The organism is Streptococcus mitis (assembly GCF_003943905.1).
GTDB classification, from domain to species: Bacteria; Bacillota; Bacilli; order Lactobacillales; family Streptococcaceae; genus Streptococcus; species Streptococcus mitis_BC.
On record NZ_RJNS01000001.1, the window covers coordinates 462,281 to 476,829 of the forward strand.

Sequence of the window (14,549 nt, forward strand, 5' to 3'; positions counted from 1 at the left end):
TTATTCTTTGTTTTCTCTGATTTCTGCCAGCATTTTTTCTTCTTCTGCTGTCAGTTGATAGTTTTCTAGCAGGTCAGGTCTGCGCTCGTAGGTTTTCTTTAGACTCTCATACAGTCGCCACTGACGAATCTTTTTATGGTGTCCACTCATGAGCACATCTGGAACCACCATGCCACGATAGTCATAAGGGCGTGTGTATTGGGGATATTCGAGGAGTCCTGAAGAAAAACTATCATCCTGGTGACTAGACTCCTTGCCAATCACTTCAGGAATCAAGCGAACGGTCGCATCGATCATGGTCATGGCCGCCAATTCTCCTCCAGTCAAGACATAATCTCCTAGAGATATTTCATCGGTTACCAGGGTCTTGATGCGCTCGTCATACCCTTCATAGTGACCACAAATAAAGATCAGTTCCTCTTCCTGAGCCAAATCCTCAGCGTAAGCTTGATCGAACTGTTTCCCAGCAGGATCAAGAAGAATGACGCGGGGATGTTTCTTTTCAATGGCGTCAAAAGCATCGAAAATGGGTTGGGCTCGGAGCAACATCCCCTGACCGCCTCCGTAGGGCTCATCGTCAACATGACGGGCCTTTTCAGCATATTCTCTGAAATTATGATAATGGATATCCAAGAGCCCTTTTTCTCGAGCCTTCCCAACAATCGAGTGTTCCAGCGGAGAAAACATCTCTGGAAAGAGGGTTAAAATATCAATCTTCATCATCTAACCCTTCTAAGATGTCCACATCAACCCGCTTGTTTGGAATATCAACATTGAGAACTACTGGCGGAATGTAAGGTAAAAGCAAATCTCGCTTACCTTTTCGTTTGACCACCCAGACATCATTGGCACCTGGTTGCAGGATTTCCTTGATAGTTCCTATCAAGTTATCTCCCTCGTAAACATCCAAACCGATAATCTCGTGATAATAGAATTCACCATCATCTAAATCGTTTAAATCTTCCTCAGCGACCTTGAGACTATAACCCTTGTACTTTTCAATTGCATTGATATGGTACATGTCTTTGAATTTGATAATGTCAAAATTCTTATGCTTACGGTGGCTAGCGATAATCACTGTTTGAACAAACTGATCTTTTTCATCGAATAAAGCCAGCTCTGCCCCTTTTTTAAAGCGTTCCTCAGCAAAATCCGTCACAGACAAGACTCGCATCTCACCTTGTAAACCCTGCGTATTGACGATTTTCCCAACATTAAAGTAGTTCATCTTGTCTCCTGTACTCTCCTTCTTTCCATCTTATTCTGACAATTCTCGAATAATAGTCGCAATTTTTTCTGATTCAGACCATTGTAAATAATGGTGATTCCCTCCTAAAATGAGTTTAGTATTGGAAGTCCAATATTCTGAGTCTCTGTACTCTTTTTCTCTATAAGCCTGACAAAAAATAAATACAGGGACATGAGCTTCTATAGATACATTCTCAAAATCTTCCTCAGTAATCTCTCCAGATATTCGAAACTTTGTATCTTGATCTTCCAACTCTGAGCCTTTTTCTTGCATTATTTTCCAGATTTCTTTATTAGTTTCAGGACTAAATGTTGCTTGAGTTAAATTCTTAAAATAAAGTTCAGGACCATACTCGTCAATCAACCTCATCTGCTCTTCCATTTCTGGATAGGGATTTTCTGAAAAATCAGAAAACATTACTTTTTTAGTTGTTGGTTCAATTGCTAGTAAAGCCTGACACTTAATTGATTTGTTGAGCAATTTGCAAGCTAAAATTCCACTCAAACTATGTACACAAAGTATATATTCAGAAATCGCCAATTCTTCAAGTACTTCATAAACCGCGTCTACAAGATTGTCCAGATTTTTTCCAGATTGGTCATGAATCGGACTCCTACCTGTATTTGGAAAATCAATTGTCAAATAACCAATTGTGGGGGGAAGTTTTTCAAGTATAAGTGAAAAATTTTCATAACTAGGTAGCAAACCTGCGCCATTTAAACAAACAAGCACTTTCTTTTTCTTTTTATAAGTAACAAAGAGACTGCCAATTTTTGTAGTTACTTCAAACCTCTTCATAAAGAAATCTACTCATTCTATAGCAATTATTTATTAAAAACCCTTATCCTTTATTTTATCACGTTCCAAGGATTTTCACAAGTTGAAGAACAGTGACTGCAATTAGCTTTGAGCGTCTAAAAACTTTTCTAAATCTCGTTCATGTTGGTACTTAATGGCAGCCTTCTTATCTTTGTCAAAGATGGTTTTGGTTAGGTCAATATCGTTGATAGCTGCGATTGCGACGGTATAATGAATGATATCAGCCAATTCTTTGGCAAGTTCCTCATTTGAGTCCTGAACACCCTCTTTTCGACCAGAGCGCCCATTCAAGACCTCGGCTACTTCTCCGATTTCCTCCACTAGCTTGATAAAGAGGCCTTCCTCAGTTCGAGATTGCTGGTAATGTTCGAGTAAGTAAGCTTGTAATTGTCTAAACGTTAAATCCTTCATCTTCTCCTCACAAAAAAACGAGACATCTGTCCCGCTTTTTTTATTTTTCATCGATAACGATTCTTACTTTTTTGTCTTCAGTTGGGACAGAGTAGACAATCGTTCTTATCGCTGAGATAGTGCGACCCTTACGACCGATAACACGACCGACATCGCTTTGGTCAAGATCCAAGTGATACTCCAAAAACTCTGGTGTGTCTTCGATCTTGATAGTTAAGGCATCAGGTTGTGAAATCAAAGGTTTCACAATCGCAATAATGAGATTTTCAATCGTATCCATCTGTCAACCTACTTTAAACTTATTTTGAGAATTTAGAATCGTGGAATTTTTTCAATACGCCTTCTTTTGAAAGGATGTTGCGAACCGTATCTGAAGGTTGAGCTCCATCAGCCAACCATGCAAGAACGCGGTCTTCTTTCAAAGTCACTTGGTTTTCAGCAACAAGTGGGTTGTAAGTTCCAACTGTTTCGATGAAACGTCCGTCACGTGGTGAACGTGAGTCTGCTACGTTGATACGGTAGAAAGGTTTTTTCTTAGAACCCATACGAGTCAAACGGATTTTAACTGCCATTTTTAATGTCTCTTTTCTTATTTTTTTATTTCGGTGAGATAGCTGAGCTATTTATCACATGTTCTATTATAGCAGATTTCTGATAGGTGTCAAGAAAAAAACTTGACAGAGTTTAAAATTTTTATTTTTTTAGAAATTTATTAGATTAATAGGGATAAATTAGAAAGAGAAACTTTATGAATACTAGTCTAGAGAACATTTACAAAGACCATCAGGTTAAGCCTTACATCTCTCCTGATCGTGATATCGAGACTTGGCTACTAAATCCCAAGTTTGTCCCAAAATGAAATAGAAGACAATCTTCTGGCAGGTGATATTATCCTCCTTTGGAGAATCAACTTTGGTACTTTTACCACCGAAAGCTGGTTTTTAAAACTCCAATTTGAATATATTTCAAAATCCACTTAAAATCAACCTTTTCCCGATTTTTCAGAAAATAAATTTTCATCTAATTTGAATAACTTTTAATTGAATGGTGTGATATATGAAGTGTTGTAAATGCTGTATTGTAGCTAGTTCTTAACGTTTAGAGAACTGGCTAGCTTTGCGAGCTTTCTTAAGACTTGGTTTGGAAAGTATAGATTTCAATTGGACTAAAAACAGCGAAATATCAAGGATTTTAAGAACAATATCTACTAATTAATTTATAAAATATGAATTAATAGATTCTAAATAGGGGAATAATTTAATTCTGTAAAAATTAACTTCTACACCTACAATGCTTATTCTGACAGACTTAATAACAGTCTAAAAAAAGTAGAGATTCATACAGTATCTAGATTTTCCAAAAATTCTTTATCATCAAATATTATTAACGAAACTATCCAAACCAAATCCGATGCATTGCTTCAAAAAATTCTTTAGTTGTTTAACTAGCAAGGGCTTTTATTAAAAAATTTTTTCAAATAATTGCCTCATTGACAGATAAATTCTTGCTTTCCAAATTGAAGTGTGATATATTTATAACATAAAGATTGTTAAATATTTCTAACATAAGGAAAGGAGTCTATCATGAAAAAAAGTCAAAAAACGGGTGGCCTCATTACAATGATTTCCGCAGCTCTCTTTATTGATTTTACTGTTTTATTTGGTTCTAATCTTAGTTGGGGACCCAAGTTAGTTATTACTGGTATTTCAGTGTTAGGGCAGATTATAGCTATTTGGGGCTGGCTACATATGAAACCATGGCCTCATAAGAGTCAGAAAGGTAAAGGAAAGACTATTTTTGACTTGTCTGCTAAGTTTTACACGATACTTTTGTTTGCAGCAAGCATTTTTTATACAGTAGGGATTTGGGTTGCGACCCCAAGCGAAAGTTCTGGTATTAAAGAATGGATTTTGGGAATTGGCCTCGTTATTGAAGTGATTGTATTTGGTTTTTTCTGTTTGAAAAATGTCAAGGAAACTCCGGACGAACGCTTTTATGCTAATTTAGCCAAGGCAGCTAGCTTGATGTTTGTTTTTATACTAGGTGCACTGATGATCCTAGCAGTTATCATTGGGTATATGGGGTCTCTCACTCTTTACATGGGCCAAATCTTTATTAGCATAGCTGCCTTGATTTGCATATTTGCGGTTGTCTATCTTATCTTAGAACGGAGAGGATAAGCATGACCAAAGAAAGCAAGATTATTACTAATCTCAAATCTGTTCGTGAGTCCACAGGCATGACCCAGAAGGAGTTAGCCGACCTCATCGGCATGCGACGCGAGACAATTCTGCACTTGGAAAATAACCGTTACAATCCTTCGCTGGAAATGGCTCTTAAAATTGCTCAAGTTTTTAATCTGAAAGTAGAAGACCTCTTTGAACTCAGACAGAAAGAGGAAGCATAATTCTTTTCGAGACCTGGTTTCCTAAATACTTTGAGTACACTTATGATATTGATACCCCAAAGCATCTAAAAACTCTGTGGAAAAAGGTTATGCTGTCATTAAGACAGCTTTTGATTCACTTAACCATCTAAATGCCACCACAAAAAAGAATATTCTGAAAAGCAAGGGAATGACAGGACTGTCTAAGATGAGGGCTCCAGATTTGGACCAATCCCTTCGTGACAACTTTTCAGAAGAAGAATTAGCAAGTTACTTTTCAATTCGTGGTTACAAATTGACTCCAAAGGGAGAGCAGATACTGGAACAGTACCAGGACATTACCGACCGTCATCCAAAGAAAAATCTCTAATCAAGCGACTTTCTGGTCGGCTTCCTCTTAAACTACCTTGTCACAAATATTTGAAATCCACTTCCTTTTAGGGTACAATGATAGAAATGAATTTTTGAGAGGAAAACAATGAAAAAACTAGCAACCCTTCTTTTACTATCAACTGTAGCCCTTGCTGGATGTACTAGTATCCAACGCAGTCTGCATGGCGATGACTATGTTGACTCTAGTATCTCAGCTGAAGAAAGTTCTAAAGCAGCTGCTCAGGCTGCCAAAGATTTGAATGACGCTTTAACCAATGAAAATGCCAACTTCCCTCAACTTTCTAAGGAAGTTGCTGAAGATGAAGCCGAAGTCATTCTCCACACAAGTCAGGGTGATATTCGCATCAAACTCTTCCCCAAACTAGCTCCTCTAGCAGTTGAAAACTTCCTTACTCACGCTAAAGATGGCTACTATAACGGCATCACCTTCCACCGTGTCATCGATGGCTTTATGGTCCAAACTGGAGATCCTAAGGGAGATGGTACAGGGGGCCAATCTATCTGGCATGATAAGGATAAAACGAAGGACAAGGGAACTGGTTTCAAAAATGAAATCTCTCCTTACCTATACAATATCCGCGGTGCCCTTGCTATGGCTAATACTGGTCAACCAAATACCAACGGTAGCCAGTTCTTCATCAACCAAAACTCTACAGATATCTCTGCTAAACTCCCTACAAGCAAGTATCCAAAGAAAATCATCGAAGCCTATAAAGAAGGTGGAAATCCAAGTCTAGACGGCAAACACCCAGTCTTTGGCCAAGTCATCGACGGCATGGATATTGTTGACAAGATTGCCAAGGCTGAAAAAGATGAAAAAGACAAACCAACTACTGCTATCACTATCGATAGTATCGAAGTGGTAAAAGATTACGATTTCAGCAAAAAATAAGCCATCAACAGATAAGGAGACGATGACATGATTTTATTTTGGAGTTCTAAAGGTTATCAGAAAGATTTGGGACATACGCAAACTGCGATCGAATGTGGTCACTGTAACAATGTCGACACGTGGGAAATTGTTGAAACAGGGCGCAAATTTACCCTCTACTGGATTCCACTTTTTCCTTATGGTAAAAGTTACTTCGTTTCTTGTCCGATTTGCCACTACGGTAAAGAAATTGAGAAATCTGAAGTTGAAAACTATTTAAATTACTAGTCAAAAAAGCCAAGTCATTTCGACTTGGCCCTTTTAGTGCTTTTAAGTTAGCTTGTTAAAATCCCAGATTTGGTCCATCCAGCCTTCATAGAAGTCTGGTTCGTGGCAGACCATAAGGATAGATCCCTTATACTCTTTCAGAGCATGTTTGAGTTCATCCTTGGCATCCACATCTAGGTGGTTGGTCGGCTCGTCCAGCACTAAGACGTTATTTTCACGGTTCATCAAGAGACAGAAACGCACCTTGGCTTGTTCCCCACCCGACAAGACCTGAATTTGGCTTTCGATGTGCTTAGTCGTCAAACCACAGCGGGCAAGGACCGCACGGACTTCTGATTGATTGAGTGCAGGGAAGGCATTCCAAACAGCTTCAAGAGGTGTTTGACGATTTCCACCTTCTACTTCCTGTTCAAAGTAACCGAGTTCTAGGTAGTCACCGCGTTCAACTTCCCCAGCGATTGGCGGAATAATGCCCAAGAGAGACTTCAAGAGGGTTGTTTTCCCGATACCATTTGCCCCGATAATGGCAACCTTTTGATTGCGTTCAAAGGTAAGATTTAAGGGTTTGGTAAGTGGACGATCATAACCAATCTGCAAGTCCTTAGCTTGAAAGATAAAGCGCCCAGGTGTACGAGCTGGTTTGAAATCAAAGGACGGCTTTGGTTTCTCGCTTTGGAGTTCAATGATGTCCATCTTGTCGAGTTTCTTTTGACGGGACATGGCCATATTTCGCGTTGCAACACGCGCTTTATTACGAGCGACAAAGTCCTTAAGGTCGGCAATCTCTTTCTGTTGACGTTCATAGGCCGCTTCTAACTGAGATTTCTTCATAGCATAGACTTCTTGGAACTGGTAGTAGTCTCCAGAATAACGAGTCAATTGTTGGTTTTCCACATGATAGACGATATTAATCACATCATTGAGGAAAGGAATATCGTGCGAAATAAGAACAAAGGCATTCTCATAGTTTTGGAGATAACGCTTGAGCCAGTCAATGTGTTCAGCATCCAAGTAGTTGGTTGGCTCGTCCAGCAACAAGATATCTGGCTTTTCGAGGAGGAGTTTAGCCAAGAGGACCTTGGTTCTTTGTCCACCTGACAAGGCTGTTACGTCTGTATCCATACCATAGTCCATGACACCGAGGGCACGCGCTACTTCATCAATCTTGGCATCTAAAGTATAGAAATCACGACTCTCCAAACGGTCTTGGAGTTCCCCAACTTCTTCCATCAGCGCGTCGATATCTGCTCCCTCTTCCGCCATTTCCATATAGAGGTCATTGATACGAGCTTCTGCTTTAAATAGCTCATCAAAGGCTGTCCGCAAGACATCGCGCACAGTTTGACCTTCCTTTAGCACAGCATGCTGATCCAGATAACCAGCAGTCACATACTTAGACCACTCAACCTTCCCTTCGTCAGGTAACATCTTACCAGTCACGATGCTCATAAAGGTTGATTTTCCTTCACCATTGGCACCGACTAAGCCGATATGCTCACCCTTGAGGAGACGGAAAGACACATCTTCAAAAATTGCACGGTCACCAAAACCGTGACTTAAATTTTTAACTTCTAAAATACTCATTCTAATTCCTTATCTTGTTTTTATGCAGTCCTTTATAGAGAAGCCAAGCCAGATAGCCTCCCAGGGTATTGGTCCACAAATCATCAATCTCAAAGACCCGATTAAAGTCGAATAAAAAATCTAAAACTAGTTGCGTGCACTCAATTCCTAGACTCAGTAGAAAACTGAGAAGGATGATTTTTTTCGTTTGTCGTAAATTTGGACAGAGATAGATCAGTTGAAAGACTAGTGGGAAAAGCAAGAAGACATTTAAAATGTTCTGCAAAAAGATCCAAAGGACTTGTCCCAAACTAGTCACTTCACCTAGATTCCAAAGGGAGTTTAAGGGAGTTAAAAGAAAAACCAGGCGTCCAAAAATTTGAATACCTGGAGTTTCCACTCCTGTAGGAAGTTGAGGTTGGGGAGTAAAACAAAAACAGACAATGCAAAGACTGTAAACAGCCACTCCCAATCTTAAGATTAATTCTCTTTTTTTAGTCATTTTATGGATTTACCGCTGCGACTGCCTTCTGGCGGTCACGTTTCATTGTATTGGAGCGTAATTGTCCACAAGCTGCATCAATATCTGTACCATGCTCTTGACGGACAACACAGTTGACCCCTTTTTTCTTGAGGGTATCGTAGAAGGCCATCACGCGCTCTTTAGGACTACGGCTATATTGGTCGTGTTCACTAACTGGGTTATAAGGAATCAAGTTTACATAAGACAATTTCTTGATATTTTTGAGCAATTCCGCCAGCTCCAAGGCTTGTTCTACACCATCGTTGACTTCATTGAGCATGATATATTCAAAGGTCACACGGCGATTGGTTGTTTCAATGTAATACTCAATAGCTGCGAAGAGTTTTTCAATCGGAAAGGCACGGTTAATCTTCATGATGCTTGAACGCAATTCATTGTTGGGTGCGTGAAGGGACACAGCCAGATTGACCTGTACGCCTTCATTAGCAAAGTCACGAATTTTATGGGCCAAACCTGAGGTTGAAACCGTGATGTGACGAGCACCGATCACCATCCCCTTGTCATCATTGATGGTACGAACAAAATTCAATACATTGTTGTAGTTATCAAATGGTTCACCAATTCCCATGACAACAATATGGCTGACACGTTCGTCCTGACCACGTTCATCAAAGTATTTCTGAACCAGCATAATCTGCGCTACGATTTCCCCGTTATTGAGGTCACGTTGCTTTTTGATCAAACCAGATGCACAGAAGGTACAACCAATATTACAGCCGACCTGAGTGGTCACACAGACTGATAAACCGTAGTGTTGACGCATGAGTACTGTCTCAATCAACATGCCATCTGGCAACTCAAAAAGATACTTAACGGTACCATCAGCAGACTCTTGTACAATCCGTTGTTTCAAAGGATTGACCACAAACTGGTCATTGAGCTTAGCAATCAAATCTTTAGAAAGGTTGGTCATTTCTTCAAATGACTGCACACGTTTACGGTAGAGCCATTCCCAGATTTGATCTGCTCGGAATTTCTTTTCTCCTTGTTCTAATACCCATTCTTGCATGGTTTGACGTGTTAAACTATAAATAGACGGTTTCATCTCTTCTCCTTATTTCTCTATCTATTTCTGACGAATGACAAAATGGCGCTGTCCCTTGTCCTCTTTCTGAGACTTTTGGTCCTTATGACGACGTCTATTTCGCTTATCCGCATTTGGTTTTCTCTTGTTTTGCGAAGGTTTCTTTCCTCTTCTAGGAAGGTTTTCCTCATCCTTTTTACGCATTTTTTTGTCAAATGAAGCCCGCTTCGGTGCTTGATTTTCTAGGACAAAATAGGCACAACCATAACTACAGTACTCTAAAAGATAATCCTGTAAGCGACTTATCTTTTCATTTTTTTCATCTGTTCGATCGTCTTTATAAAAGCCACGTAGACGAAGCTGTTCATTGCTCCAGTCCCCCACGACATAATCAAACTTGGTCAACACTTCTGAGAAGCGTTGATTAAAGACTGTCACATCGAAAGCATCCTTGATATTTTCAACCAAGGTAAAAGCAATCCCTTCAGTCTCAACCTTATCCCCATTTACCTGAAATTCTGGGCCAGGAAACTTGTTATAGTTGTATAATTCAGGTGCAATTTCTTTACGCATAGTCTTCCTTTTCCACGATTACTTAACACTCTATTTTACCATATTTTCTACAAGTTGGCACGAATATCCTCTAAATGAAAAAAGTCTGACGATTCTGTCAGACTTCTGCTTAAAAATCTTAAAAAGAGAAGAGTGACTCTTCCCTCCATATTTTATTATTTAGCTGCTGCGTAAAGCTCGTCTACTTTGTTCCAGTTAATCACTGAGAAGAAAGCTTTGATGTAGTCAGGACGCACATTGCGGTATTTCACGTAGTAAGCATGTTCCCAAACGTCCAAGCCCAAGATTGGTTTTTTACCTTCCGAGATTGGTGTGTCTTGGTTGGCTGTTGAAGTCACTTCAAGCTTCCCTTCTTTGTTAACAACCAACCATGCCCAGCCAGAACCAAAGCGAGTTGTAGCTGCTGCTGTAAAGGCGGCTTGGAACTCTTCAAATGAGCCAAATGCTGCATCGATTGCTGCTGCAAGTTCTGCTGAAGGAGCAGTCTTTTCAGGAGTCATCAATTCCCAGAAAAGAGCGTGGTTCAAGTGTCCACCACCATTGTTGATAAGTGCTTGACGGATATCAGCTGGGATAGAGTCTACATCAGCAAGCAAAGCTTCAAGGTCTTCACCGATTTCAGGGTGTTTTTCAAGAGCAGTATTCGCATTGTTGACGTAGGTTTGATGGTGCTTGTCATGGTGCAAGTGCATTGTTTCCACATCGATATATGGTTCCAAGGCGTCGTACGCGTATGGAAGGTCTGGTAAGATAATAGCCATCTGTAATACCTCTTTTTCTTTCTATATGAAAATGATAACGCAATCATCCTCTTTTTTCAAGTTTTTTGCTCAATTTGCTTCTGCCGCGATCTGCAAAAGCGCCTTTTCAAACAGGTACCCTTTTTCATAGACACCTGTCTTAATCTGGTAGTCTGTTTCAATCAAATAAGAAATCGCTCGCTTGAGAAAAGCCAAGGAAATACCTCGCGAATCTCTTAATGCGAACTTGATTTGATAAGGATTAGGATTGCGCCCCAAGTAAGTTCCCAGACTGCTTACAATCTGCGATTCCGTTTGACCAGCCTCTGATAAAATCTTCACTTGGGTAAAGGTTCGGAACTGTCCTAACATGACAGCTATGAGCTTGATTTCGTCTTCCCCTTGCAGGGTCAAGTCTCTAACTAAGTCACGGGCCTGATCAATCTTCTTAGCTAAAATAAACTGAGTCAAATCAAAAATATTGTCTTGCAAAGTCTTTGGAATAGCCTCGACAATATCCTTCTCCTCAATCACGCCGTCTGACTTATAAGACTGCAAAAAAAGGAGATTTTTCTGGATTTCACTAAATTGAAAACCAGATTTGAGAAGTAGATTTTCAAAGGATTGCCCCACAAACTGCAGACCTTGTGTCTGACTCCATTTTTGGAAATACTGGCGGAGTTCTTGTTCCTTGGGTTCAATAGCATCAAAGACAGTCGCATCTCGTTTGAGCAATTTGACCAGCCGTCTTTTACTATCTAACTTTCCTTCAGCAAAAATCAACAACTTGGTTGTTGGCGAAGGGTTATCAAGGTATTCCTCAAACGACTTGAGCTCATCATCTGTTAAAAAGCGTTTTTTGGCTGTTGTAATATCAACAAAATGGTCTAATATCACGATTTTCTCATCCGCAAAAAAAGGGAGACTGACCAACTCCAACTCTAAGTCTTTATAAGCTACTTCTTTCATATCAAAGTAAGCAAAGTTGAGAACAGCTGGATCATAACCAATCTGCTTCAACACTTGTCTCTTCATAACTTCAAACTGACCCTGATCTGTCCCTGTAAATAGGTTCAAGCTAGATAGATTTGATAAAGTCAACTTCTGACTGTCTTCTATGGCTAGCATCTTCTCTCCTTTCTTCTGATCTTTTAGTAACTTTAACCAATATAGCGCAATTTCCCACGAAAATCTTCTAGGTTTTCGTACCCTTTTTCCGCCATGATTTCTTTTAGTTCATTGGTAATGCGTTCAAAAGCACCGACGCCTTCCTTGTGAAGGGTGGTTCCCACCTGCACCATGCTGGCACCACAGAGGATATGTTCAAAAGCATCACGACCCGTTAGAACACCACCCGTTCCGATAATTTGGATTTGCGGATTGAGACGTTGGTAAAAGGCGTGCACATTAGCAAGAGCAGTCGGTTTGATATACTCTCCACCAATGCCACCAAAACCATTTTTAGGACGAATCACGACAGACTCGTCTTCTATATAAAGTCCGTTTCCGATAGAGTTAACACAGTTGACAAACTTAAGAGGATACTTGTTGAAAATAGCTGCCGCTTGATCAAAGTGAACAATATCAAAATATGGTGGTAATTTGATCCCAAGAGGTTTGGTAAAGTAGGCAAATACCTCTGACAAAATCCGGTCTGTTGTCTCAAAATCATAGGCAATTTGAGGTTTTCCTGGAACGTTTGGACAAGAGAGATTGAGCTCTGTCAGTCCTTTGAATTCACTCTCTTGAACTTTTTTCAAGATGGCATGTGTTTCTTCTGGAGACATGCCAACTAGAGATAGGAAGAAAGTACGGTTTGGCTCTTTTTCCTGCAAGTCCAAAAGATAGTCCAGATAGTAGTCTAAGCCATTATTTGGTAATCCCATGGAGTTGATAGAACCAAGTGGAACATCCTGGTAACGTGGTTCAGGATTTCCCTGACGGAAGTCCAAGGTCGCAGTCTTCGTAACAAAAGTACCCGCCGCTGAGTTTTTGACCCCTTCAAGCTCTTCTATCGTCATACAAGCCACACCCGCTGCATTCATCAAGCAATTGTCAAACTCAAAGCCAGCTATTTGTGTTTTCGTTGATACCATGATTCTAATCCTCCAGATTCCTTTTATTTCTAATATTATACCATACTTTAAGATTTTCTCTTTGAGAAAGTTATTTCTAGAGAAAACGTTCGTTTTTTGATAATACTCTTAGTATTGACCGAATGTAAATTGAAAGAATTTTTAGAAAATTTTCGTTTTTTTCTTTACAGTGAAAAAAAATTCTGCTATAATGGCTCATGTAATAAAATATAACAACAAAGGAGAACGATATGACATCTGCTAAAGAATATATCCAAAGCGTGTTTGAAACTGTAACAGCTCGTAATGGGCACGAGGCTGAATTTCTCCAGGCGGTTGAAGAATTCTTCAGTACCTTGGAGCCTGTCTTTGAAAAACACCCTGAGTATATCGAAGAAAACATCTTGGCACGTATCACTGAGCCTGAGCGCGTAATTTCTTTCCGTGTTCCTTGGGTTGACCGTGAAGGCAAAGTCCAAGTCAACCGTGGTTACCGTGTTCAATTTAACTCAGCTGTTGGACCATATAAAGGCGGACTTCGTTTCCACCCAACTGTAAACCAAGGGATCTTGAAATTCCTCGGCTTCGAACAAATCTTTAAAAACGTTTTGACTGGACTTCCAATCGGTGGAGGTAAAGGTGGATCAGACTTTGATCCTAAAGGGAAGACTGATGCTGAAGTGATGCGCTTCTGCCAAAGCTTCATGACTGAATTGCAAAAATACATCGGACCATCTCTTGACGTACCTGCTGGTGATATCGGTGTTGGTGGACGTGAAATTGGTTACCTTTACGGGCAATACAAACGTCTTAACCAATTTGATGCGGGTGTCTTGACTGGTAAACCTCTTGGATTTGGTGGTAGCTTGATTCGTCCTGAAGCAACTGGTTATGGTTTGGTTTACTATACCGAAGAAATGCTCAAAGCTAATGGTAACAGTTTTGCTGGTAAGAAAGTTGTGATTTCAGGTTCTGGTAACGTAGCTCAATACGCTCTTCAAAAAGCGACTGAACTTGGTGCTACTGTCATCTCTGTATCTGACTCAAACGGTTATGTCATAGACGAAAATGGTATCGACTTCGATCTTTTGGTTGATGTTAAAGAAAAACGCCGTGCTCGTTTGACTGAGTATGCAGCTGAGAAAGCAACTGCTACTTACCATGAAGGTTCTGTATGGACTTACGCTGGTAACTACGACATCGCTCTTCCATGTGCGACTCAAAACGAAATCAATGGTGACGCAGCTAAACGTTTGGTTGCTCAAGGTGTTATCTGCGTATCAGAAGGTGCCAACATGCCGAGTGACCTTGATGCGATTAAAGTCTACAAAGAAAACGGAATCCTTTACGGACCTGCCAAAGCTGCCAACGCTGGTGGTGTAGCTGTATCTGCCCTTGAAATGAGCCAAAACAGCCTTCGCCTCTCATGGACTCGTGAAGAAGTTGACGGCCGTCTCAAAGACATCATGACCAACATCTTCAACACAGCTAAAACAACCGCTGAAACATACGGTCTTGGTACTGACTACCTTGCAGGAGCAAATATCGCTGCCTTCGAAAACGTAGCAAACGCTATGATTGCACAAGGTATTGTTTAATTAGTCGATACATCC

The 14,549-nt window shown here is 40.2% G+C and carries 19 protein-coding genes and 1 pseudogene; 7 read left to right on the plus strand and 13 right to left on the minus strand.

Features of this window, described 5'->3' with window-relative positions:
* From trmD to rpsP, 6 genes are all read right to left on the minus strand, one after another.
* A complete protein-coding gene (gene trmD / locus D8854_RS02315; protein WP_125449680.1) occupies nt 1-720 on the minus strand; it encodes a tRNA (guanosine(37)-N1)-methyltransferase TrmD in 720 nt (239 codons plus the stop codon).
* A complete protein-coding gene (gene rimM, locus D8854_RS02320; protein ID WP_001105879.1) occupies nt 710-1,228 on the minus strand; it encodes a ribosome maturation factor RimM in 519 nt (172 codons plus the stop codon). Before rimM ends, trmD begins: the two co-directional genes overlap by 11 nt.
* Nucleotides 1,229-1,258: 30 nt before the next feature.
* Entirely contained in the window at nt 1,259-2,047 is a 789-nt protein-coding gene (locus tag D8854_RS02325; protein WP_125449375.1) for an alpha/beta hydrolase, read from the minus strand.
* A gap of 102 nt (nt 2,048-2,149) precedes the next feature.
* Entirely contained in the window at nt 2,150-2,479 is a 330-nt protein-coding gene (locus tag D8854_RS02330) for a MazG nucleotide pyrophosphohydrolase domain-containing protein (protein WP_125449377.1), read from the minus strand.
* A gap of 40 nt (nt 2,480-2,519) precedes the next feature.
* Nucleotides 2,520-2,759: an RNA-binding protein KphA gene (gene kphA, locus D8854_RS02335; protein WP_000379617.1), complete on the minus strand. Its 240-nt coding sequence runs from the start codon at nt 2,757-2,759 to the stop codon at nt 2,520-2,522.
* Nucleotides 2,760-2,778: 19 nt separating this feature from the next.
* Nucleotides 2,779-3,051, minus strand: coding sequence for a 30S ribosomal protein S16 (rpsP, locus tag D8854_RS02340; RefSeq protein WP_000268760.1), 273 nt, complete (start codon nt 3,049-3,051; stop codon nt 2,779-2,781).
* 176 nt (nt 3,052-3,227) lie between these two features.
* On the opposite strand from rpsP, the pseudogene D8854_RS09980 reads away from it, so the two are divergent.
* From D8854_RS09980 to D8854_RS02375, 6 genes and pseudogenes are all read left to right on the plus strand, one after another.
* Nucleotides 3,228-3,459: pseudogene (locus D8854_RS09980) on the plus strand (hypothetical protein).
* 603 nt (nt 3,460-4,062) lie between these two features.
* On the plus strand, nt 4,063-4,659 hold the full coding sequence (locus D8854_RS02355) for a DUF3796 domain-containing protein (RefSeq protein ID WP_125449379.1): 597 nt from the start codon (nt 4,063-4,065) through the stop codon (nt 4,657-4,659).
* A gap of 2 nt (nt 4,660-4,661) precedes the next feature.
* Nucleotides 4,662-4,886, plus strand: a complete 225-nt coding sequence (locus D8854_RS02360) for a helix-turn-helix transcriptional regulator (RefSeq protein WP_000159795.1) — start codon at nt 4,662-4,664, stop codon at nt 4,884-4,886.
* 76 nt (nt 4,887-4,962) lie between these two features.
* Nucleotides 4,963-5,235: a hypothetical protein gene (locus D8854_RS09780; RefSeq protein ID WP_260469217.1), complete on the plus strand. Its 273-nt coding sequence runs from the start codon at nt 4,963-4,965 to the stop codon at nt 5,233-5,235.
* A gap of 108 nt (nt 5,236-5,343) precedes the next feature.
* Nucleotides 5,344-6,150, plus strand: coding sequence for a peptidylprolyl isomerase (locus D8854_RS02370; protein ID WP_000731939.1), 807 nt, complete (start codon nt 5,344-5,346; stop codon nt 6,148-6,150).
* A 27-nt stretch (nt 6,151-6,177) separates the two neighbouring features.
* A complete protein-coding gene (locus tag D8854_RS02375; protein WP_125449381.1) occupies nt 6,178-6,417 on the plus strand; it encodes a zinc-ribbon domain-containing protein in 240 nt (79 codons plus the stop codon).
* Nucleotides 6,418-6,459: 42 nt separating this feature from the next.
* Here the strand turns inward: D8854_RS02375 and D8854_RS02380 are convergent, their stop codons facing one another.
* The 7 genes from D8854_RS02380 to D8854_RS02410 all read right to left on the minus strand — a co-directional run bounded on the left by D8854_RS02380 (nt 6,460) and on the right by D8854_RS02410 (nt 12,957).
* Nucleotides 6,460-8,001 carry an ABC-F family ATP-binding cassette domain-containing protein gene (locus D8854_RS02380; RefSeq protein WP_125449383.1) on the minus strand — a complete coding sequence of 514 codons (1,542 nt, stop codon included), beginning with the start codon at nt 7,999-8,001 and terminating at the stop codon, nt 6,460-6,462.
* A gap of 1 nt (nt 8,002) precedes the next feature.
* Nucleotides 8,003-8,482, minus strand: coding sequence for a VanZ family protein (locus D8854_RS02385; protein WP_125449385.1), 480 nt, complete (start codon nt 8,480-8,482; stop codon nt 8,003-8,005).
* A gap of 1 nt (nt 8,483) precedes the next feature.
* Nucleotides 8,484-9,569, minus strand: coding sequence for a 23S rRNA (adenine(2503)-C(2))-methyltransferase RlmN (rlmN, locus tag D8854_RS02390; RefSeq protein ID WP_125449387.1), 1,086 nt, complete (start codon nt 9,567-9,569; stop codon nt 8,484-8,486).
* Nucleotides 9,570-9,590: 21 nt separating this feature from the next.
* Complete coding sequence (locus tag D8854_RS02395) at nt 9,591-10,121, minus strand: YutD family protein (protein ID WP_125449389.1); 531 nt, start codon at nt 10,119-10,121, stop codon at nt 9,591-9,593.
* Between the two features lie 155 nt (nt 10,122-10,276).
* The gene (gene sodA / locus D8854_RS02400; RefSeq protein WP_125449391.1) at nt 10,277-10,882 is read right to left on the minus strand and encodes a superoxide dismutase SodA; all 606 of its coding nucleotides are present in this window, start codon (nt 10,880-10,882) and stop codon (nt 10,277-10,279) included.
* A 69-nt stretch (nt 10,883-10,951) separates the two neighbouring features.
* Nucleotides 10,952-11,989 (minus strand): DNA polymerase III subunit delta, encoded by a 1,038-nt coding sequence (holA, locus tag D8854_RS02405; RefSeq protein WP_125449393.1) that lies wholly within the window; start codon nt 11,987-11,989, stop codon nt 10,952-10,954.
* A 32-nt stretch (nt 11,990-12,021) separates the two neighbouring features.
* A complete protein-coding gene (locus tag D8854_RS02410; RefSeq protein WP_125449395.1) occupies nt 12,022-12,957 on the minus strand; it encodes a dihydroorotate oxidase in 936 nt (311 codons plus the stop codon).
* Nucleotides 12,958-13,187: 230 nt separating this feature from the next.
* Between D8854_RS02410 and gdhA the strand changes: the two genes are divergently transcribed.
* On the plus strand, nt 13,188-14,534 hold the full coding sequence (gdhA, locus tag D8854_RS02415) for an NADP-specific glutamate dehydrogenase (protein ID WP_125449397.1): 1,347 nt from the start codon (nt 13,188-13,190) through the stop codon (nt 14,532-14,534).
* Nucleotides 14,535-14,549: the final 15 nt, after the last annotated feature.